Annotated in this window: 14 protein-coding genes, 2 pseudogenes and 1 riboswitch; all 16 genes and pseudogenes read left to right on the top strand. The window is 42.5% G+C overall.

The window, feature by feature from the left end:
* Positions 1–30 precede the first annotated feature (30 nt).
* Positions 31–93, top strand: a pseudogene (locus FU659_RS38945) (WG repeat-containing protein); the annotation flags it as partial.
* 129 nt (positions 94–222) lie between these two features.
* Positions 223–1,941: an S-layer homology domain-containing protein gene (locus FU659_RS21765; RefSeq protein WP_147949473.1), complete on the top strand. Its 1,719-nt coding sequence runs from the start codon at positions 223–225 to the stop codon at positions 1,939–1,941.
* 180 nt (positions 1,942–2,121) lie between these two features.
* Positions 2,122–5,121, top strand: a complete 3,000-nt coding sequence (locus tag FU659_RS21760; protein ID WP_147949472.1) for a stalk domain-containing protein — start codon at positions 2,122–2,124, stop codon at positions 5,119–5,121.
* Between the two features lie 504 nt (positions 5,122–5,625).
* On the top strand, positions 5,626–5,865 hold the full coding sequence (locus FU659_RS38390) for a recombinase family protein (protein WP_315971346.1): 240 nt from the start codon (positions 5,626–5,628) through the stop codon (positions 5,863–5,865).
* A 685-nt stretch (positions 5,866–6,550) separates the two neighbouring features.
* On the top strand, positions 6,551–7,570 hold the full coding sequence (locus FU659_RS21750) for an HD-GYP domain-containing protein (protein WP_147949471.1): 1,020 nt from the start codon (positions 6,551–6,553) through the stop codon (positions 7,568–7,570).
* A gap of 13 nt (positions 7,571–7,583) precedes the next feature.
* Positions 7,584–7,949, top strand: coding sequence for a response regulator (locus tag FU659_RS21745; protein WP_147949470.1), 366 nt, complete (start codon positions 7,584–7,586; stop codon positions 7,947–7,949).
* Between the two features lie 390 nt (positions 7,950–8,339).
* Positions 8,340–8,570 (top strand): annotated as a pseudogene (locus FU659_RS21740) (DUF3502 domain-containing protein); the annotation flags it as partial.
* A gap of 152 nt (positions 8,571–8,722) precedes the next feature.
* Entirely contained in the window at positions 8,723–10,210 is a 1,488-nt protein-coding gene (locus FU659_RS21735; protein WP_147949468.1) for an amidase family protein, read from the top strand.
* 86 nt (positions 10,211–10,296) lie between these two features.
* A complete protein-coding gene (locus FU659_RS21730; RefSeq protein ID WP_261807959.1) occupies positions 10,297–10,953 on the top strand; it encodes a class D sortase in 657 nt (218 codons plus the stop codon).
* A gap of 68 nt (positions 10,954–11,021) precedes the next feature.
* A riboswitch (cyclic di-GMP riboswitch) is annotated at positions 11,022–11,112 on the top strand.
* Between the two features lie 13 nt (positions 11,113–11,125).
* A complete protein-coding gene (locus FU659_RS21725) occupies positions 11,126–11,926 on the top strand; it encodes a transglutaminase-like domain-containing protein (protein ID WP_147949467.1) in 801 nt (266 codons plus the stop codon).
* Positions 11,927–12,193: 267 nt separating this feature from the next.
* Positions 12,194–15,847, top strand: a complete 3,654-nt coding sequence (locus tag FU659_RS21720; RefSeq protein WP_147949466.1) for a collagen binding domain-containing protein — start codon at positions 12,194–12,196, stop codon at positions 15,845–15,847.
* A gap of 154 nt (positions 15,848–16,001) precedes the next feature.
* The gene (locus tag FU659_RS21715) at positions 16,002–17,135 is read left to right on the top strand and encodes a response regulator (RefSeq protein WP_187274302.1); all 1,134 of its coding nucleotides are present in this window, start codon (positions 16,002–16,004) and stop codon (positions 17,133–17,135) included.
* Between the two features lie 74 nt (positions 17,136–17,209).
* Entirely contained in the window at positions 17,210–17,698 is a 489-nt protein-coding gene (locus tag FU659_RS21710; RefSeq protein ID WP_147949464.1) for a CYTH domain-containing protein, read from the top strand.
* 485 nt (positions 17,699–18,183) lie between these two features.
* Positions 18,184–19,251, top strand: a complete 1,068-nt coding sequence (locus FU659_RS21705) for an LLM class flavin-dependent oxidoreductase (RefSeq protein ID WP_147949463.1) — start codon at positions 18,184–18,186, stop codon at positions 19,249–19,251.
* A gap of 276 nt (positions 19,252–19,527) precedes the next feature.
* A complete protein-coding gene (locus FU659_RS21700) occupies positions 19,528–21,147 on the top strand; it encodes a response regulator (RefSeq protein WP_147949462.1) in 1,620 nt (539 codons plus the stop codon).
* A complete protein-coding gene (locus FU659_RS21695; RefSeq protein ID WP_147949461.1) occupies positions 21,148–22,920 on the top strand; it encodes a cache domain-containing sensor histidine kinase in 1,773 nt (590 codons plus the stop codon).
* Positions 22,921–22,933: the final 13 nt, after the last annotated feature.

Raw genomic sequence — 22,933 nt, 5'->3', positions numbered from 1 at the left:
ATGGGGCTTTATCGATAAACTGGGAAAGAAGTCATTGCGCCGCAATATGATGATGCACGTAAATTTAGCGAAGGTCTTGCCGCCGTTCATAAAGATGGAAAATGGGGCTTTATTGCTAACCCTCTTACAGCGTCCACACCAACTGCTACAGAGAAAAATATTGATCTAAAAGTCGATTCGCCATCGCTCAATCTTGTCGAGAATGATTCAAAAGCAATCCGCGTGACCACCAATATTGACGGCACAACTATTAATTATTCCTCAAGTGATCCGTGGATAGCAAACGTATCAAGTGATGGCACAGTTACGGCAAGACGCCCGGGAACAGCTATTGTCTCCATCAAAGCTTCAAAAGATGGTTATACCGACGCCTATAGTACCGTATATGTTACCGTAACAGGGCTAAAGGATTTTAATTTGTCGCTTGAACCAGGGGTTCTTATTATGAAGCTAGGTGAGCAAAAGCGGATTGTTTCAAATCTTCCAGATCAAGCGAAAGTATCCAGCATGGTTTCACAAACAGACGTTGCGAATATTGAAATGAACGGATTATCTGGAATCATTCATGCTAAAAAGCTTGGCGAGACACTTGTAACTTTTAATGCTAAGATGAATGGCTATAAAGATGGAATTGCTTCAGCAACGGTTATTGTTACAGGCGATATTGCAAATATAAATAGTACCATCTCAAGCTGGGCAGCAAGGTTAAATACGATTCCTGTACAAGACAAGAATACACGTAATGTGAAAGAGTACGTTACGAATGAAGCCGAAGATGTGATAGCATCACTTGTTAAAAGAAAGCTAGGCAGCACTAATGGTTTATATGTGATAGACAAGTCAATGCTTTCGTCCATGGTAGATGATGCTGCAAGGGTTAAAAGCGCAGTGGATAAGCAACTCAATTTGTCAGGGATAACACTTGATAGAGGCATTAACATAGCGCTTACTTTAGGTGCCGATTCGTTAAATGAGGACGGAAGTCTCACAGTAAGGCTTGATAAAGAGGCATTTTCCGGGCTTCAGGGTGTTGACACGCTCTATGTGCAGCTTGATCCTTTTCATGTAACATTAGGTATTGATATAAACACGGTAGACACACTTTTTGACAAAAGTAAATCAATTCGAGTAAACATTATGAAAGACAAGGATGCTTATAAAATAAAGTTCGTTGATGAGAACGGTGATGAAATAGTCCAGCTTGCTCAAAACATAACCCTAGTTCTTCCAAATGATAATGATAATCCGCATTTGGATAGTGTATTTTTACAACAGGGAGATTCGATTACTCAGGTTGGTGGAAGCTTTGATTCATATAACCAAGGCATTTCGATAAAGACCAAAAAGATCGGTAGCTATTATGTTGCTCAAACCAGTAAGAAATTCCAAGATATGAGTGGAAAAGACGAAGAAATGAATAAAGCGGTGGATTTCTTAACCGCAAAAGGAATTGTCACAGGTGTGACGAAAGAAGCGTTTGAACCTGATTCTCCCCTTACAAGGTCGCAATTCGTTACAATGCTCGTAAAAAGCTTTTACGCTTTGGATAGCAGCTTAACGGCTGATTTTAAAGATGTAAAAAAGGCTGATTGGTTCCATGATTATGTCGCGTCTTCGCAAAAGGAAAAAATAATAGTCGGCTTGGATGATGGTACTTTTAGACCTGACGAACTGATCACCAGAGAACAGATGGCAGCTGTTGTTTCTCGATCAATGGTAAATAAACGGAAATACGAATATCCGCAAAATGTCTTGGAGTACCTTACATTTATAAAAGACCGCGATACTGTTTCAGATTGGGCGAAAAAAGAAGTGGCACTATCTATTAAAGAGCGTATGCTTGAAATATCATCAGCCAGCCAATTGAATCCTCAGTCTAGTGTAACTAGAGGAGAAGCAGCAAGGACGATCTATAGGTTGTTCCTGAAACTTTACTCATGACACATGAGCAGCGGTTGGAGATCGTCGATAGAGATATTGATCAAAGTTTATTTTTTATTTAATGTGTTGATGATCGGAATGCCATGCTTGGTGTTGTTTATTTCATCTAGTAGTACAGCAAACAGTTGAAACGGTTAGTAGATCCCAAATCAGCTTTAGTCAGAATTGGAGATAATTAATTTGATAACAAAATTACTAAGGTTAACTGTATATATTTCAGCGTTCATTCTTGTTTTTTGCTCGATTGCCCCAGTAAGTGCTAATGCACAATCAGCATCTGGAGAATTAGTATGGTCTAAATTGGCTTCGATGGAAGCAAACGATCTTAACGATGTCGTTGTGAATGACGCTCACACTTATGTGGCAGTTGGGGATGGGGGGACGATTCTTCGCTCTAATGACGGGAGACAGTGGCAATCTGTTGACGCTAGTACGACAGATAATATAAAGGCGGTGACGACCAACGGAACGAAGTTTGTCGCTGTTGGCGATCAAGGCACGATTTTATCGTCGGATGATGGAAGCCGGTGGAGTAGCGGAACACTCGACATATCGCTTACAGTAGGAGATTTTTCTAGTGCAGAAGATCAGCAAATCATTAACAAGTCTACGATTGTAGCTTGGGATCGAACGATTCAACCCGCGGTTACACGAATATCTAGCGTAATTTGGGATGGTCAAAAGTTTGTCGCTGTAGGAGACTGGCATGAAAGGTTTCCGAGCAAGTTTAGCAGCAGTGAGTTATCTGATTTTACGGGCTTTCTCGTATTCGTTTCTGAAGATGGAGTAAATTGGAACGCACGGAAAGTTAATTATGATCGCCAGCACGTATATAAGATGACTGGAGTAATGTATCCAGATCAGTTTAGCAAATTGATCTATACAGGTTCTATGTATGTAGCCACTACAAGATCTTCTAATACGGGAAGTTCAGCCATATTTACTTCGCCTGATCTGGATACGTGGACGCTAAGCGTGCCTAATAATAAAATTAGTATAAATGATGCCATATACAGCAATGGGCAAATCATTGCAGTTGGCTACTATCTCTCCGCATCTTGGACACCAAAAGGTAAATCGAATTTAAATGTCGTCTATTCATCCCAAGATGGAAGCGAGTGGACAGAATCGGAAATTGAGAGTGCCAGAGGATTTTCTCTATCTTCGATCGTGTGGGATGGAGAGCAGTACGTATTTGCCTCTACGTTAAATAGAATGGTGAAGTCGAAAGACCTTACGACATGGCAGACTATTTCTAGCGAGGTTGCTGATAGAAACAAAAATTGGCAAAGTTTCATTAATAATCCTAGAACGGCCAAGCTGATTTATGATGGCAAACAATATATAGCAGTGGGCGCATATGGCTCTATTTTAGTGAAAGGAAAAATTAATGACTATTGGGATGTAGCTAGAGAGAAGCCATACGCAAACTTTACTAACGTAGTTGTTGACGGAAGTAGCAGGTATGTCGCATCCAGTTCGGTCCGTGATACCTCTATGGGACCGTTTGCTGCTGGTATTGGTAGCTTGTGGGAATCGGCAGACGGATATGAATGGCAGACTGTCCAATTAGAAGGAAATAAGACTCCGTATTGGTTGTGGCCTTCCATAGCGGCTGGCAATGGCACCGTATTAGCTTACGGCATCGGCAATGGATTGGATGGAAAAGAATATCTGGGCTACGCGCTTTCCCAAAAACCCGGACAATGGGAATTCAAAAAGTTTCCTTTTGATATGGGCAGAAACATTGATTTGTTCTGGTTTAATGGTGAGTTTTATGCAATGGGTAATGATACATATGCTACATCCAAAGATGGAGTTACTTGGAGTGCATTAGGCACTTTCGTTCCTCCAATGAGAAATATGGTGACGAACGGAGATATACGGATTGGATTAAAACAAATGGATAGTCACGGATCATTTGAAAATCAGTTGTATAGTTCGTATGATGGCGCAAGCTGGGAACAGCTTGATATGCATTTTAGCGACAGTGACCACAGTAATGTGGCGAATGATCTCAACTGGAATGGCACTCAATTTGCGGCGATTAGCCAGAAGGTTACTGCCGTATCAACAGACGGGGAAAATTGGACGTACGGACACGTTGATAACAGACTAAAGAAACTCGCGGGGAACAGTGAGCAATATGTAGCGATCGGTTTCGACTACGCAGATAGATTATTTTCTTCAAGTGACGGGTTGCAGTATTCTCCATTAGCTAAATTAACGGATAAACGATTGGACGCGATTGTATGGGATGGAGAGAAATTCATTGCCGTGGGTTATCGTGGAACAATCTTGATCGGTAAGCCAGCATCGTTAATTCGGGTGATGGTGGATGGTCAAAAGCTTAAGCTAGAAAAGATGCCTGTCGTCATTGACGGGACGACGATGCTTCCTGTACGCGACATATTTAACGCTGTCGGAGCCAACGTGACTTGGGATGATACGACAAAAACGGCAACAGGAACAAAAGATGGTCATACGATAAAGCTCACGTTGAATTCTGTTAATGCGTTCGTGGATGGTAAATCGGTTGCTCTAAGCGTATCCGCACAAATCGTAGATAATAAACTTATGGTACCTTCCAGATTTGTTGCCGAAGCGTTCGGATACGAAGTGCAATGGGATAATGCCACAAGAACGGTTCATATCGCAACGAAAAAGGAAACGAACACGCACTCGAAGGAGTCAGAGAGCACAAAGGACAGTTCTCACGCAAAGGAACAGACGAAAGAAAGTTCTAAGCCAAATGAGAGTGCTTCATCGAGTGGGTTAGCGATACAACCGTCGGACAGTTTGGACTATACGATGGAACAGGCAACAGGTCCTGCAAATCGCATATATTTTAATGTCAAAGATAAAAATAATCGTACCGTTCTTCGATATTATCAACCCGATTCCAGTAGAAATGGGGCAGACTTGCATCACACGCTAATGATTGATTACACAGGTGAAAAGGATGACTACAAGTTTAATTTTGCTCAGGCAGTGATTGAAAAAGAAAAAGGAACCACTTTGTCGGGCCTAAGTGATGAATTAACTAAAGCTGCGCACAGTAACAAGCAATTAAACGGTATGTCACCGACCATCCCGCTTTCGATCAATGGAACAAATGTTAAGTATTCAATTATTCATAGTGAAGGCAGTCCTCTTTACTCCATTGAAATCGATTTTTAAGATCAAAAACAGCCAGCACTCCCTACAAGATATGAGGGACGCTGGCTGTTTGCTATGCCATTTGAAAAATTGTTACTACTAGGTCATCTAAAAACTGAATTGACCGAGCAATGAGTTGGTAAGGGAGGACAGGACGTTCCTGTTTCAGAAATGTCAAATTCACACTCAGCAATCGGGCGAAAATCTTTGCTCCAGATACGGTACGGAATGCTCCCGAAACTTTTTGTTTGACTTTTACCATGCTAGATCGCGTTCCGCCTGATTATTGTCAAATGGAATGTGCTAATGTCAAAGAAACCCGCGGATGAAGTCTTTCTGGATAAGGAACCTCTCTCCTGTCGTTCCAATTAATACGTTGGAATTTACGGACGTATCCGGTAACAAGTAAAAAAGCGAGTGGCAGCGTACTGTCGCGTGAGCACCTCTTCCATAAAACAACTCGAAAGTTACTCAAATCAGGTTAATCATTACACCTAGTACATACACAGCAAGCCAGTCTGGGAAATGGTCGATATCTATTCTGATGAAGGGATTACAGGTACAAGTACCAAGAACCGCGCTCAATTTAATCGAATGATTCAGGATACACATGATAGCAAGATCGATTTAATATTAGTTAGATCCATATCAAGATTTGCGAGGAATATCTTAAATTTGCTGAAATATGTGCGTGATCTGAAAAGCCTTGGGGTAGTTGTTTTATTCGAGAGGAGAACATTAACACGCTCGATACCACAGTTGTAGAATTGCTTACGATCCTCAGTTCCCTAGCACAAGACGAAAGTCGATATATCCGAGAACAGTCGGTGTGACCATTATGAAAAATCGCTTAACAGTTATCCACTGTTTATTCTAGTTGCAGACTCTTTGATCGTAAAATTTGAAATGATTTTTGAAATGATTTGAGCTATTCGGCATTCCGCGGCGCATTGAAAATGAAATTCCTTCATTTTGATAAAATCGCCCAAACCCTTACCACACAAGGCTTTACGCCTTAGTTTTCCTTATCCCTCAAACCCTGAAAAATCACTAAAATCTCGGAACCTACGCCCTGTTGGCCGGGTCCCCTTTTTTTGTTGGGGGCTAGATCAAAGTGGTTTTTTCCTCCGACGAGCCCTAAAATGTTTAATTTAACGGAGCAATTAAAAAACATTCAGAAGATTAACCCGATGTATGTTCCTTATTATCAACGGAAAAAAGAAAAAGAATGACTGAAGGTTCATCCAAGAAGCCATATACAATACTAATCCACTAAAAGCGACGATGTCTGCGAATCTATTAGATTTGCGGAGCGATCGCTTTTTCTATATCCAAAAAAAGCAATATACGCCTTATTTATCTTTAATTAGAATACATTTAGTACTCTGAGAGAATTTTGAGAGAATCATTTAGTAGAATAGACATAAAGTTTAATTTGGGGGAAATCGAAATGTCCTTTGATGGGCTTTTGGGAAAAAGAGTCAAGCATGACATTACCAATGCAGTTGGAAACGTACTGCTTCCAGCGGGCTTTGTCATTGAGCAAGAGCATATTAAACTGCTTGAGCAGCACCGTGTAAACGCGTCAGAGGTGATTGTGATGATGGGGGACTACCGGTCGGAAGTGCATCATGCCCAACTAACATTGATTTCGGACGCTGCTAACTACTCCAAAGATTTGTTTAATCGTCTTGGTGGTACGAAGAAAATGCCGCTTCTTGAGATCAAAAATGAATTGATTCCTATCATACAGGAGGCTTCGGAATACCCTGATGTTTTTCAGTTGTTCGAAGCAGTCAGTGCCAAGGATGAATATACGCATCAGCATAATATTGGAGTGGGTGTGCTTTCTACGCTGCTTGGGAAGTGGATGGGGCTCGGACAGACGGAAATTACGCTGCTTACACTGGCAGCCACTCTACACGATGTGGGGAAGGTACGGATTTCCAGCGAAATCCTACTAAAGCCTGGAAAACTGACAGATGAGGAATTTGCCGAGATGAGACGACATACCCTTTATGGTTATGAAATTCTTAAGAATACCGTGGGTCTCAGCCCTCGCGTCGCGCAGGTTGCTCTCCAGCATCATGAACGTTCTGACGGGAGAGGATATCCGCTCCGATTAAAGGAAGAGCAAATTGACCCTTTGAGCAAAATTGTAGCTGTTGCGGATGTCTTTCACGCGATGTCCTCGAAGCGTCCTTATCACGAAGCTCTTCCCTTTCATGAAGTTATTGAACAGATGCGCAGAGGCGCTTTCGGTGAACTCGATCCGCATGTTTCTGCTACTTTTCTCAACAAAATGATTCAGCACTTGGTAGGTCGCAGAGTCAAATTAACCGATGGACAATGGGGAGAGGTCGTATTCATTAATCCGCATGACGACTTGCATCCTTTAGTTAAAATTAGTGAATCCTTCATAGATTTAAGTGAAGAAAGGCAGCTTCATATTCAAGAAGTCATCGTATGAGGAGCGTTAAGTGATGAAGGCGAAAATTATGATTGTGGATGATGGCGCTTTTATTAGAGCTATGATGAAAGACATTCTTTTAAACTTGCAGTATGAAATTGTCGCCGAAGGCAGCAACGGTCTTGAAGCCGTTCATTTGTATAAAAGGTTTAAGCCGGATTTGGTGACCATGGATATCACCATGCCTGAAATGGATGGCATTGCTGCCCTAAGACAAATTATAGGAATTGACCCTCTGGCAAAGGTAATCATGTGCTCTGCAATGGGACAGAGAAATTTGATAGTCGAATCTTTTCAGGCCGGGGCTAAAGATTTTATCGTCAAGCCTTTTAATAGAGATAGAATCGCAGAAGCTGTTAAAAGAGTACTATTTTTATAAAAAGGCATAATTCAAAGAGGGACTTATGAAGTGAGAGTATGCTTGCAGGGGACGCGGAAGCAAGGGCTAATGAGTAGGGAAAACGGGACATAATCTCATCATCTGTGGTTTTGACGAAGCATCCTGTTGAAGGATGCTCTTTTCTTTGTTATTTCATCTTGGGGATATCCTAACTCAATATGAATGACAAATTTTCACTGAATCGATACGTCCAATGGTACAATAGGAATTAAAAGGAAATTAGTTTGTGGGGTTGAGAAAATATGAGAAACAAGTGGGTTGTCTTTTATGTCATAGCCATCGTAATGATTTATAATGCTTACGCTTACGTAAATCATCAAGTTACAGATTCTTTTATGATTGACGCTTCAAAGTCAACTGCGGAGGATGCTTTTCTCGGGCTTCGCGGAGGATTATTCCTCTTATCAAGCTGAGAAGGCCGCATTAGATCAAGTGGAGAAACAATATATGTTCCCACTCGAAGCAGGACTTGTCGCAGATGTGGAAGGCGGCTTAAAGAATTTCATGGAAAAAGCAAAAGCAGCCGGTTTGGACAAAATTCAAGCTGAATATAAAAAACAATGGCTGCAATACCTGAAAGATTCCGATCTCAGTAAATAAAACGATAGCCTAATTGACAGTTTGATTTGTCGATTGGGCTATCTCTTTTTTTAAAACCTATACATCACTATAAGTCAAACTTTCCATGTTTTTTCATTTGCAAATTATGGTAAGTTAAAGTGACGACAAGTAGGTAAGGGGTCTGATAATTGATGAACAGTCAATTGGAATGGATAGTAGAAAAAGACATAACAGGCTTGCAGGCCGCTATGGAAGCGGGCACTTTGAGCTCAGAAGATATCGTTCAAGTCTATCTGGAGCGAATACACAAGTACGACTGTATCATCCATTCTATTTTAGAATTAAATCCGGAAGCGATTGAAATCGCGAGGGCTTTGGATAAAGAGCGCAAAGAAACGGGAAGTCGTGGGCCTCTCCACGGCATTCCTCTATTGTTGAAGGATAATATCGATACACAGGATAACATGCATACGAGCGCTGGATCTATCGCACTGGCTGAATCCTATGCGAAAGCGGACGCTTTCGTGGCAGCCAAGCTCCGCTTGGCAGGTGCCGTTCTTCTCGGCAAAACGAATATGACAGAATGGTCTAATTTCATGTCCAGCACAATGCCAGCCGGGTATAGTTCACGGGGAGGTTTTGCGCTGAACCCATATGGACCCGGAGAGTTATTCATTAGTGGCTCCAGTTCTGGATCAGCGGCAGCAGTTGCTGCAAACTTTGGAGCGGCCGCCGTTGGAACGGAAACAGCGGGGTCCATTGTGGGGCCAGCAGCACAAAATTTCGTGGTTGGCATCAAGCCAACGGTTGGATTAATTAGCCGCTCTGGCATCATACCTATCTCTAGCAGCCAGGATACGCCAGGGCCTATTGCCAAAACCGTTGCGGATGCAGCTATTATACTAGGCGCTCTAACAGGAATTGATGATAGTGATTCAGCTACCTTAGCGAGTCAAAATCTCTCCTTTCAAGATTACACACCTTTTCTAAAGGCTGATTATTTACGACAAGCAAGGATTGGGATTCCAAGATATTATTACGAGCATTTGGACGAAGAACGACTATCGATTATGGAAGCTGCTATTACAACCCTAAAAAAAGAGGGCGTTACCGTCATAGACCCAGTTCATCTTCATATTGAAGAACATGCTTGGAATAATGATGTCATCACCTATGAATTTAAAAAAGGACTGGATCAGTATTTATCCCAATTAGCTGATTCTGTGCCGGTTCACTCCTTGGAACAATTGATCGCCTATAATAAAAAGCACGAAGAACGTGCTTTGAAATATGGCCAAGATACCCTCATAAAGTCAGCAGCCACAACGTTGACGGAACAAGCGTATTTGCAAATGAAGCAAGATTTTATGGAATTGCCCCTTCAACAAGGGATAGATGCTGTATTGGATAAGCATGGCCTAGATGCCTTGATGCTGCCAGGGGATGTAGATGGCATGTATATTGCTGCTCGCCTCGGTTACCCGTTAATTTCTGTTCCCGCAGGGTATGCCTTACAAGGCAGTATAGATGCGGATGGCGATTCTACCAAGGGACCGTTTGGCGTCGTTTTTTCAGGAAGAGCCTTTAGTGAACCGATTTTGATCCAAATTGCCTATGGCTTCGAACAAGCGACGCAGCATCGATTTAAACCAGAATTCGAAAAAAAGTTGGAATGCTGATAAGATGAAGGAGTATGATAAGCCATAGCATTCAAATTATAGTTTGACAAAGGCAGGAAACCATGATGTTAAAAAGAACACTCCCAATGGTATGCATCATCCTTGGTATTGTAATTTTGCTCTATCCGACCGTTTCTGACCGCTATGAGAGCTACCAGCAGCAGAAAATTCTAAAGCAGTGGCAGGAAAATTTGCAGCATATCGATCAGGCAGCATCAGAGCTGGAGTCAGCGACAGAAATTGTCTCCTCCCCTACTTATGGTGATGAGTCGAAGTCTAATAACCAGCTAAAACCTTTGAGCGCAGAACCAACAGCGACGCCGTCTCCTATACCGCAGAAAAATATCGAAGGTGTTTTAATTATCGATAAGATTAATCTGAAGCTTCCAATTTTAACGGATGCGACAGTGGATAACATGAAGCTTTCCGTTGCCAGCATTGCTCATACGGGGAAGGTAGGCGCTATTGGCAATTATGCCATTGCCGGTCATCGGAACCTAACCTATGGAAAGAATTTTAATAGACTCGATGAAGTTGTTGTTGGCGATATCATAGAAGTAGACACAGGGAGTAAAAAGTATATGTACAAAGTGGAAGACAAGCTCTATGTGCTTCCAGAGGATGTTTGGGTTCTTAAAGGTAATGGTAAGGATCAGGAAATTACCTTGATTACTTGCCATCCTATGGAAAATCCGACGCAGCGCATTGTGGTGAAAGGAAAATTAATAGAGAATAAGGAATAATTTCTCTATTCAATCATATTGGCATATGCTATAGTAGAAACAGAAAAGAATATGATTTCGGTGCTTTCCACCGATAAAGGCAAATCTAGCGAAAGCTAGAGACGCAAAGCTAAAGGACCTTCCTTAGTATCTATACTAAGATGGTAGCCAGTTACCGAAAGGGGAGTTTTTTGTGTTCAAAAAAACCTTTGTAATTACGCTATTGGTGGCATTTTTTCTTATGCTAGCGCCAAAAGGCACTTATGCCGCTTCATCCATCGTAGATAAAAGCTCGCTGGATAAGGGGATTTTTACAGTTAACTACACCGTAGGTAAGGATGCCAAAGCGATTGTTCGCATTACCAAAGAAAACGTCAAATTTGATTATAATCTAGTAAAAGGGGCCCAATATCCCTTGCAATTAGGCGATGGCAGCTATAATGTCCTAATCGCGGAATTAGTAAGCAATAATAAATATAAAGTCGTTGCGCAAGAAAATATAGATGTTAAGATGGAAAACCAAAACGTTGTATTTTTACAATCCATTCCTCTTATTGATTGGAACAATGAAACGAAAGCTGTCGTTAAGGCAAAGAAATTAACTGCGGCTGCGAAATCGGATGCAGATAAAATTGCCGCTATCTATTCCTACTTGACTCAGACTTTTACCTATGATTACGATAAAGTACAAACCGTTGAGGCTGGTTACACGCCGAATTTGGATGAGATCTATCAGGCAAGCAAGGGAATTTGCTATGATTATGCAGCTACCTTCGCAGCAATGGCAAGAAGCCAAGGGATTCCAACGCGCTTAGTGATGGGATATGAAGTAGATGCACCTGATACGTATCACGCTTGGAACCAAGTTTATCTACAGGATAGTAAAGAATGGGTTACGATCGATACGACGTACGATGCTGTCCGTGTACAAGGTGGACAAGATACGCCAATGTTTAAGGCTGAGGCGGACTACACCATCACGAAAATATATTAAAAGATACGTTCCGTACGTATTTGAAAAAAAACATATATGGAAAAGCTTGCATTTGATCCTAAATGCAGGCTTTTTGTTTTGCGTCTTATTGTTCAGATTGTGTTCAGTCTAATGAACTAAAATGTAATATGTGCCTTCTTTATAACATAAGTGATAAGTACCAATTGTGAAAGATTGGAGGGAGACGTTTTAGAAGAAGGAGGAAGCCCCTGGAAAATCTAATATTAATTAACATGTATAAATGGGAAATGGAGGCGTTGAAAGACAATGCTGAAGAAAAAGATAAGTGCTCTGCTTATAGCACTTTTGATTTTTACGCAGAGCATGTATGGAATCGGGTTTTTATCTCAAACCCAAGCAGCCACGATTACAAGTAATATCATCGATAGTGTAACTATGGCTGTATATGATGGTGCGGGACATGTCGTGACGGATAACGTCTACGAGCAAGGCTCCAAAGTGCAACTGGACTATACATGGTCTTTGCCAAATAATCATGGTTATCATAAAGACGATGTATTTACATTCGCATTGCCGCAGCAGTTTTTGCTTTTCAATGACATCAATGGATCGCTAATCATCGATGATACGGATGTAGGAACGTTCAATGTGAACTCGAGTACTCATCAAGTTCTCATGACTTTTAACAATTACATAGAGAGCCATGATTACGTGCGCGGAATTCTTACTTTCAAGACGCAATTCGATACGACTAAAATCACAGGAAGTACGACCCAAATTATCAAAATCCCGATTCAAACCGGTGAGCAAATTTTTACGCTTAATTTTAAGCCGAACGTCACTTCTACGATAGCAAAAAGGGGTGTGCCTCAAGGCTTCAATGCCAAGAACATCGATTGGAGCGTTGATGTGAACAAAGCGTTAAATTCTGTTCAGAACGCGGTTGTTACGGATCCTATTCCTGCCGGTCTGTCCGTTCCGGTTACAGTTGCGGTTTACGATCTAGGTATTAATCTGAATGGAACGGTGAGTCAGGGAGCGTTGGTTGACCCTAGTAAGTACACACTAAGTACGGCTAGTAATACGCTTACTGTTAACTTCAACGACAGCCCTATTCAAACGGCATATCGTATTCAATACACCACACCGGTTACAGATTTGGACAAAACTTCATTCGTGAACACAGCAACGTTTGGAGGCAGCAATAAAGCGCCTGTTACCGCTACAGCGACTGTCACTGTGCAGCATGGAAGTGCTTTGGCGAAATCTTCAACAGGGTATGATGCATCTACACAAACTATAAACTGGGCAATTAAATATAATTACAATGAGAAGACAATTGCACAGGCAGCGGCCTTGTTGACAGACTTGTTCGATAACACCCAAGCGTTGGTGGCAAACTCGGTTCACGTTTACCCGGTAACGCTGGACTCGTCAGGTAATGAATCGTTAGGCACTGAATTGTCTTCAAGTCTATACACATTGACAAACACATCTGCGCCTAGCAAAACAGGATTTAAACTGCAATTTAATAATTCGATTTCATCCGCTTACAAAATCACGTATCAAACGAAGGCAATTGATCGAGTTATTGACGATGCGGTCATAAGCAATAAGGTTACTTATGGCAGCACTGATAATTCTACGGCAACTCGAGACATTACCCAAGTGGCTATTGTCAAAAGTGTGGGAGCAAAAGACTACCAAGCTAAAACAGTATCATGGAACATCGCAATTAATGGAGATAGCCAACCGATGCGCGGCGTTGTTGTTACGGATACTTTCCCTAATAAAGGGCTCAAATTAGTATCCGGTTCCTTGGTTATTAAGCAAGGCAGTACGACTCTGACTAGTCCGGCGGACTACACCGTAGACAGCGCTGTATTATCGGATCAAGGCTTTAAAGTAACGTTTGTTAATGATCTTTCCGGACCTGTCAGCATTAGTTATAAGACTGCTTTTAATAATGATTGGATCAGTCCTGCTAATAGCACAACGGATTTCATTAACAGTGCCAAGATCGACTGGACGGACAGTTCTTCACACACGCAGACGAAAACAGTAACTTCAACCTTTGTTCCTAGGGACGAAGTGAAGAATAACGGGTTCAAATTAGGCACTTACAATGCCGTCTCGAAACAGCTTACATGGACAGTCGGGGTTAACTATAATAGTAAAACCCTAGCTAATGCTGTTGTAGAGGATACTTTGGAATCGGGTCAACAGTTGATCGGGAGTTCGCTTGTTCTGTATAACATGATTATTCCAAGCAATGGCAATCCATCGAAAGGAACGGTTGTTGATAACACATATTACAGTTATAACGTGGATAGCAGCAATAAGTTGGTTGTGACATTCCTGAAGGAAATTTCCGCTCCCTACTATATTGTGTTTAACACAAGCCTTGACGGTAAACTGATTAACTCGACTTCAGTCAACAATGCGGCAAAATTGTTTGACGGAATTGCTCCGGTATCCAAGAGCCTGACGGCGACAGTCAACATCCCCCAAGGGGGAGAGTATGTGAACAAAACTGGTGCACAGAGCGGAGATAAAATAAACTGGACGATTAATATTAATCGCGGACAGTCTACGGTAGCCGATGCGAAACTAGTCGATACCCCATCTGAAAACCAGTTTTTATTGCCTGCATCGTTCCATTTGTACAGCACTACAGTGCTTGGTAATGGAGATGTGTCCAAGAAATCAGAATTGAATAAGAACACTGACTACACGTTGGTTATCAACACAGATATTGACGGTAAGCAGTCCTTCGTATTGAGCTTCCTGAACGAGATTCATACGGCGTATATTCTAGAATACCAATCATTGATTGTTGCCAATGACAAAGACACTGTTTCCAATAAGGTCAGCTTTAGTGGTAATAATGTGACTTCCGTGACTAAAGATACGACTGAAAGTATTGTGGTTGGTGTTTCAAGTGGATCAGGAACAGGAAGTGGGGTCAGAGGCTCGCTAACCGTTAAAAAAGTAGATTCAGTTAATGCTGCATTACTGCTTAGCGGAGCAACCTTTGATTTGTATCGGAAATCCGGTACAACCCAAGTACTTATTGGCACACAGACAACGGATTCGACCGGTACAGTGGTTTTCCAGAAGTTGTTATCAGGAGATTATGTGGTGAAAGAAACCGCGGCTCCATCTGGCTATGTACTTGATTCCAGTGAGCATCCTGCCACGATTAATTCAACAGCAGGCTACGGTTTGAATGTCAAAAATGTGAAGGTGGCCACACCAACGCCGACGCCAGTGATCACACCAACGCCGACACCGGTGATTACACCGTCGCCGACACCGGTGACTACACCGTCGCCGACACCGGTGACTACACCGTCGCCAACACCGGTGACTACACCGTCGCCGACACCAAGCACAACATCGGACCCGTCGCCGACGAGCACGCCAACGCCAAGCACAACACCGGCACCGACGACTACGCCGAAGCCAAGCACAACACCGACGCCAACGGCTGCGCCGACGCCAAGTACAACACCAGCGCCGACGATTACGCCGAAGCCAAGCGTAACACCGGCGCCAACAACTACGCCGACACCGACGCCGGTGGAAAAGACGACGGATCAGGATATTCCCATTGTAGGCCAAATTGACGTGCCTCTGGGGGGTATTCCTGCCATTGTTAAGAAACCGGATAATGGCAAAGCGACAGTAGATCCGGATGGTCATTGGACGTACACGCCAAACCCTGGATATATTGGAAAAGATAAAATAATTATTGGTGTAAAAGATAAGGACGGAAACGAAAAAGAAACCTTGATCGACATTGACGTTCAGGAAGTCCCACTGGGAACTGTTCCGGGAACACCCGTGCAAACACTCCCGAAGACAGGTGAAGCTAGTCATTTGAATGTTGAAATAGCCGGTTTCATCTTGATTATTCTGGGAGTCATCCTGAGAAGGAAATTACTGAAGAGCAAATAAATCAGTTGCTGCAGTCTGCTGGGAACATCCCGGCAGACTTTTTTTGTATCTTTTGATGGAATATTACAATTTTAGCTAACAAAATAGCTTTTAATAACCGAAAGACCATATATAATGAGAATAGATTAACGGTATTAACAGGATGGTGAAGTTTGTGAGAGTTATCCTAATTGATGATGAGAAACTTGCGCTGATACAGTTGAAGAGTATGCTCATGGAGCAGGCTGAAGTAGAAGCCGTAGAAACCTTTTTGGAACCGAAGCAAGCCATTCGTATGGTCAATCAAATACAGCCGGATGTGGCATTCCTAGATATTCATATGCCAGAGATAACAGGACTAGAGCTTGCCGAATTGCTGCAGAAGGCATGTCCCAACTTGGATATTGTTTTTGTCACCGCCTACGATGAATACGCATTGCAAGCCTTTGAATTAAATGCGGTAGATTATGTGATGAAGCCAATTAAACGTGAACGACTGCAAGCAACGGTCCAACGCTTAGCGAAACGCAGGGAGTATATCAACCCCGTAAACATGATCCACAATGCTGTTTTTGTTCGATGCTTACAAACGTTTAATATTAGTCTTTCCGACGAAAAGATGGGCTCTGTCAAATGGCGTACAGCGAAGGCGCAGGAAGTATTTGCATATTTAATCCATCATAGGGGTCAATTAGTGCGTAAAAGTGTTCTTCATGAGTTATTGTGGCCTAACTTTGACGAAAAGAAAGCGACGACCCACTTATACACAACGATTTATCAAATTCGACAATGTTTGAAAAAAGAAGGTTTAGAAATACCGATTCTTAGCATGGAAGATGCCTATATGATTGAAGCAAATGCAGTAAGCGTTGACGCCGATGAGTGGGAGCGAAACATGACGAGGCTGTCACCAATCGATATGGATAACCTCTTTGAGCATCAACGTGTTCTGGATGCATACCGAGGAGACTACTTAGGTGATCATGATTATTTATGGGCTGAAAATGAAAGACAACGGTTGCGCATCCTTTGGCTGAATGAAGCGTTGCAAGTAGCCGAGTATTACATTCAACAAGGGTTACGAATGGAAGCCATGTCGGTTTATCATCGGATACAAGCGCGGCAGCCTTACTATGAGCACAGTTATCACGCATTAATGGTTCTTTACGCTGAAATAGGTGATAGAAGTGCTGTTGAAGAGCAATATCATAAATTGGATACGCTTCTTCTGGAAGAACTTGGGATATCCCCTCAGCCATTTATTGTTGAGTGGTATGAGCAATGGATCCAAAACGGTAGTTATTCATGACATGAGAAGTTTTTTTTATTTGTGCGTGGTAAAATGACCAAGAGGCGAGATGTACTTAGAGAGGGGCTTTACGCATGAGTAAGGAAATCGAAAGAAAGTTTTTATTAACCGTGTTCCCCGCGGCTGAATTAGATCAGAAGGAGATTACTTTAATCTCCAGACAGTATATTTATCAAACTTATTTGGCCTTTTCTGAGGATCAGGAAATTAGAGTGCGCCAACTCGTTGATCGTGATGGATCATCGCATTTTACACATACGTTTAAATCGGGGAATGGAATGGTTAGAGAAGAGATTGAGTATGCCATTACAGAACCTATCTACAAGCAATTGCTCGAGCGCACAGGTTTAATTCCTTTGGAGAAAATTCGCACGACGGTTAGCTCTCAAGGGGTTCATTACGAAATCGATGAGTACAAACAGATTGATCTGATGGTTGTAGAAGTGGAATTCCCTGATGTGGAGGCTGCAAGTCAGTTTTCTGTACCAAGCTGGTACGGGAGAGAGCTTGGACAGGAGGAAGAATTTCGTAATAAGACCATGTGGATACAACTACAAAAATAAGAAAATCAAGGCTGTTTGAGGGAATATCCTCAAATGGCCTTTTTAATATTAGATGAAGTGAATTTAATGTGTTTGAATATTCTGATATTTGGTTAATGGTGAGTAAGAAGATTTTTTAGAAAGGAGGACTTCACCGTGAAAAAAGGATTAGTTAGGCGTAAAAGGTCGCCACTCGCCTTTTACTTAGCGGCACTCACTCTTACAGTTGTTTTAACCGATAAGCCAGTTCAACGTAAAGGCTCCAATACGACCTCAAAGAATAACTGACAAACTCATATAAATTGGAAAAGTCCAAGCATGTTGCTTCTAGGCAACTAAGTTTGGGCTTATTATTACACTTATAACATACTTAGTTAATCGGAATAGTGTGAAAAATGATTGCTGATATATCCTTCATGTGTTACGATGGGAATAAATTGAAGAATGATGCAGATCGGACATACCTGAATGACAGCTTCTTCGTTGGTCGAAGGGGGATGTGTTAGATGAAATTTGCTCTATTTAGCTTGATGATGAATATTCCTAATGCGATAACGGGAGAAAAATTTACGGAGCAGGAGAAATTCCAAAATGTGCTGAAGCAGGCTGTTCTTGCAGAAGAGCTTGGCTTTGAAGCGTATGGTGTAGGTGAACGGCATGGTGCTCCATTCTTATCCTCCTCGCCACCTGTCGTGCTTACGGCGATTGCGGCAAAAACTTCACGTATTCGCTTGCTCACTACGGTGACGGTTTTAAGTGTATTGGATCCTGTGCGTGTGGCTGAAGATTATGCCACATTGGATCACCTTTCAGATGGACGATTAGAGTTAATTATTGGGAAGGGAAATGATCCGCGTCATTACCCGCTTTTTGGTATTTCGGAGGAGGAGCAGTGGGATTCTCTGGCGGAGCGATATGGACTTCTTAAACGGCTTTGGAATGAGGAAAATGTGACTTGGCAAGGTCAGTACCGCCCGCCGCTTGATAACGTTACCGTTTACCCGAGACCGTTTCAACAACCGATTCCGGTGTGGCATGGCAGCGCATCCAGTACGCTTTCAACGGAGCTGGCGGCCAAGTATGGCGAACCGATTTTCTCATCCAACACGTTTCATCATCAATCCAAATATAAAGCACTCATTGATCATTATCGGGATCGTCTGGCTTATTATGGTCACGACCCCAAGAAAGCCGTTGTAGGCTCAGGAGCGGGCAGCTTGTATTTGGCGAACACGAAGGAAGAAGCAATTGAGCGATACCGTCCTTATTATAATGCTTTTCAATCTACAGCGTCCGCGCAGCACAATCAAACCCCATTTAAGGATCTTGATGACAACATACAGAATGGACCTATTTTGGTAGGAAGCGCGGATAGCGTGATCGAGAAGATTCTCAACTATCATGAGGCCTATGGCCATCAAGTACTAAGCATTAGTGTTGATGGCTTGACCGAGACGGAGCAGCGTGAGCAGGTTGAACGTTTCGCGACGGAAGTAGCACCTGTGCTGCGCCGAGAAATTCCAAGCACGGTGTGGGACAACCAAACGGCTTCAATTCGAGTAGGCGCCCATTAATTAAAAGAGTAGACCTTAATCAGGTTTACTCTTTTTGTGCTGGTTCGATCCGAGCAAGGAATGCCGCGACCGGGCTGTGATTGCGCAGAGCGCACAGACGGTTTTTTTGCGCAAATCATGTGGTGATTTTAAAGAAACTTCCATAAATAGGATTGAAAAACTCAAAGGGAGGGAATATGATGATAGTAATTGTTTGGTATAAGGGAAAATAAGGGTAGAATTGCAATATTTAAAGAAAATTGTCTAATGCTAGCTTCGAAAGGAAGTGACCTGTTCATGTATAAAATCCTGATCGTTGATGATGATTTTGAAGTTAGGGAAGGCATCAAAGAGTGTATGGACTGGCATGAGCACGGCTTTGAATTTGTGGGTGATTATGCGAATGGCAGTGAGGCCTTGGAAGCAATCGAGGAACGGAAGCCAGATTTGGTATTATCGGATATCTGTATGCCGATTATGGATGGCATAGAATTAACGAAGCGAATTCAGTTCAGCCACCCTTATACGAAGGTAATCATCCTTACGGGCTATGATGATTTTAATTATGCGCAGCAGGCGCTGCGTTTGAAGGTTAATGATTTTATTGTAAAGCCGATAACGGCTGATGAACTGCGCGCTCTGCTCGACAAAGTGAAACAGGAAATGGACAAGGAAAACGAGAATCGTGAAAATATGTCGAAGCTTAAGAAGCAGCTTCAACAAAGTCTGCCGTTACTAAAGGAACGGTTCTTGGAGCAAATGATCAATCGTTCTATGAGTGCAACTGACATCCAAGAGCGGTTGCAGTATTTCCAACTGCCGCGGATCAGTGCGCCATGTCTGGTGGTGGTGGTCGATGTTGACGAGATTAGTGAAATAGGAAAGGGACGCTGGGAAAACGATCCGGAGATTCTCAGATTTGCGGTATACAATGTCATAGAGGAAGTTATGGAGGGGAGGGAAGCGATCTTCTTCCGAACCCGGGAAGGAAGCATCATCGTCATCCTTTACGGGAAGGATGAGGAAGTTTTATATGAAGATGCATTCAACATTGCGGAAGTGATGCGCTTCTGCGTCGAGAAGTATTTGAAATTAACAGTCACCATCGGTGTTGGCATTGTTTGCAGCACACTATCCGAGCTCCCCCTCTCTTATAAAGGAGCGATATCCGCACTTGATTACCGATATTTGCTAGGCCATAATCGTGTCATCAGTATTTTGGATATGGAGTCTACGCAGACACCTTCGCAGCAGCTAGACATAGATTGGAGCCTCAAGTTCTCAACACTGATCAGAACGGGTACATATTCGGAGGCCCAAAGCCTCATTGAACAATTAGTCAGCTCCTTGAAGGCTTCTTTGATGCCGATCGGTACTTGTTATTTGCAAATCCAATCGATTGTAATTGCAATTGTGAACACGATTCACGACTTGCTGGGCAACCAGAACGACCTCGTTAAACACCACGGGAAAGTGCTGCTGGACATCAACAATTTAAGAACATTAGATGAGATAGAGATCTGGCTGAACAGATTTTGCAACGAAGCGATTACGTCCATTTCACAGCAAAGGAGCGATCTGATCACCACTCATATTCGAGCTGTAATTGACTACATCGAGCAGCACTATTCAGACGAAAATCTGTCCTTACAGGACATCTGCCGACACGTGCATATGAGTAAAAGCTACTTTAGTGTCGTGTTTAAGCAGCGTACCGAACAAACGATTATGGAGTATGTAACCAAGGTAAGGTTGGAGAAAGCCAAAGAACTATTACAGTGCAGCTCGCTAAGAGCGTATGAAATCGCTTCCAAAATTGGATATAGTGACCCGCAGTACTTTAGTGTGCTGTTCAAGAAGCAGACGGGTGCATCCCCAACCGAGTACCGTGACCGGCTATCAAAGGAGAAAGCGTAAATGAGAAAAGGACGAGGTATCCAATTCGATCTTTTCAAGTTTTCAAGTATTCAATCCAGCATATCTGTCGCATTCTCATGCCTGATTCTGTTCATTCTAGCCATAACGAGCGTGATCTCCTACAATTTATCTGCTAATTCCGTAGAAGGAAATTCGGAGCATTATATTTCAGAGATCATTCAGCAAGTAAACTTAAATATTCAATCCTATGTGACAAATATGGAAAATATAGGTACGCTCGCGATGACGAATAAAGATGTGAAATATTACATCTCGAGCACGAGCTTCATCAATGAAGAGGAACGAAGACCTTATGAGAAACGCATATCTGATTTATTTCAGTCGATATTAATTTCCCGCAAGGATATTGCTTCGATCATGGTTTTCGGCTATAATGACTGGTTCGTTTCTGACCGCAGAATTACAAGCTTGAACGCAAATGCAAATATTACTGAGCAACCTTGGTATACCAAAGCGCAGAAGGGAAGCGGCAAATCGGTCATTTCTTCTCCTCACGTGCAGAACATTTTCCAGAACGAGTATCGTTGGGTCGTATCTCTCAGCAGGGAGCTGAAGAGTGCCGATGGTTTAACAGGTGAAGGGATCTTCTTGGTAGATTTGAATCTCAGCGTCATTAATGAAATATGCAGTGGAATCAATTTGGGAAAAAGGGGATACGTTTTCATTGTCGATAATGAAGGTAACATTGTCTACCATCCACAGCAGAAGCTTATTAATAGTAATTTGAAGACAGAATTGATCGATCAGGTTACGTCCAAAAGCAGCGGCAGCTTCATCGTGAGCGAAGGAAATAAAAAGCGGATATATACGATCAAGGACACGCATTTTGGCTGGAAAATTGTCGGAGTTGCCTATACCAATGAGTTGATCGCCAACCAGGATCAGATCAGGGTATCTTATATTCTATGGAGTATACTGGCACTTGCGATTGCGCTTCAGATTTCCTTTCTGATTGCACGTCATCTGTCCAGGCCGATCAAAAAGCTTCAAAGCAGCATGAAGCAGGTGGAAAAAGGAGACTTTGATATTAGGACCGAGATTCTCAGCGAGAATGAAATCGGACAGCTTGGCCGGACATTTAATATCATGGTAGCGAGAATAAGGGATTTGATGAACCAGATCATCCAGAACGAGCACTTAAAGCGTAAGAGCGAATTGAAATTGCTGGAGTCGCAAATTAATCCCCACTTTTTGTATAACACATTGGACTCGATTATCTGGATGGCAGAACGCAAGAAGCATACCGAGGTTGTTCAAATGACTTCGGCATTAGCGAAGCTTTTTCGCGCGATCATTAATAAAAATACCGACACGATTCCTGTTCGTGTGGAGCTTGAACACATAACCAACTATTTATCCATTCAAAAGATGAGATATAAGGATAAGCTCGATTTCGAAATCGATGTAGACCCTCGTATACTCGACTATCAAGTTCCTAAAATCATCCTGCAGCCTATTGTTGAAAATGCCATTTACCATGGAATTAAAAACAAGCTGGAGCTTGGCACGGTGAAGATTATAGCGAGAGAAGAGGGAGAAGATCTCATATTTATTGTCTCAGACGATGGTGTGGGGATGGACCTGGAAACGATGGATCAAGGCGTGAAGTTAACCAGTGGTCGAAATAAAGGTATAGGGCTTAGTAATGTGAATGAACGAATTAAGCTGTTTGGAAGCAAGTACGGGTTAACCTTCAAGAGCGAACGCTGGGTAGGTACTGAGGTGACGATAGTGCTCCCGAAGGGCTTGTAGAAAGGAGATGCGG

It is taken from the genome of Paenibacillus sp. N3.4 (assembly GCF_008017805.1).
Classification (GTDB): Bacteria; Bacillota; Bacilli; order Paenibacillales; family NBRC-103111; genus Paenibacillus_E.
Note: the sequence above shows the minus strand (reverse complement) of the source record. Positions and strands in the feature narration are given on the sequence as shown.

Excerpts from the sequence above, each read along its gene's own strand:
- FU659_RS38390 (WP_315971346.1), top strand. The coding sequence starts at position 5,626 with ATGGTCGATATCTATTCTGATGAAGGGATTACAGGTACAAGTACCAAG.
- FU659_RS21750 (WP_147949471.1), top strand. The coding sequence starts at position 6,551 with ATGTCCTTTGATGGGCTTTTGGGAAAAAGAGTCAAGCATGACATTACC.
- FU659_RS21745 (WP_147949470.1), top strand. The coding sequence starts at position 7,584 with ATGAAGGCGAAAATTATGATTGTGGATGATGGCGCTTTTATTAGAGCT.
- FU659_RS21735 (WP_147949468.1), top strand. The coding sequence starts at position 8,723 with ATGAACAGTCAATTGGAATGGATAGTAGAAAAAGACATAACAGGCTTG.
- FU659_RS21730 (WP_261807959.1), top strand. The coding sequence starts at position 10,297 with ATGGTATGCATCATCCTTGGTATTGTAATTTTGCTCTATCCGACCGTT.
- FU659_RS21720 (WP_147949466.1), top strand. The coding sequence starts at position 12,194 with ATGCTGAAGAAAAAGATAAGTGCTCTGCTTATAGCACTTTTGATTTTT.
- FU659_RS21710 (WP_147949464.1), top strand. The coding sequence starts at position 17,210 with ATGAGTAAGGAAATCGAAAGAAAGTTTTTATTAACCGTGTTCCCCGCG.
- FU659_RS21705 (WP_147949463.1), top strand. The coding sequence starts at position 18,184 with ATGAAATTTGCTCTATTTAGCTTGATGATGAATATTCCTAATGCGATA.
- FU659_RS21700 (WP_147949462.1), top strand. The coding sequence starts at position 19,528 with ATGTATAAAATCCTGATCGTTGATGATGATTTTGAAGTTAGGGAAGGC.
- FU659_RS21695 (WP_147949461.1), top strand. The coding sequence starts at position 21,148 with ATGAGAAAAGGACGAGGTATCCAATTCGATCTTTTCAAGTTTTCAAGT.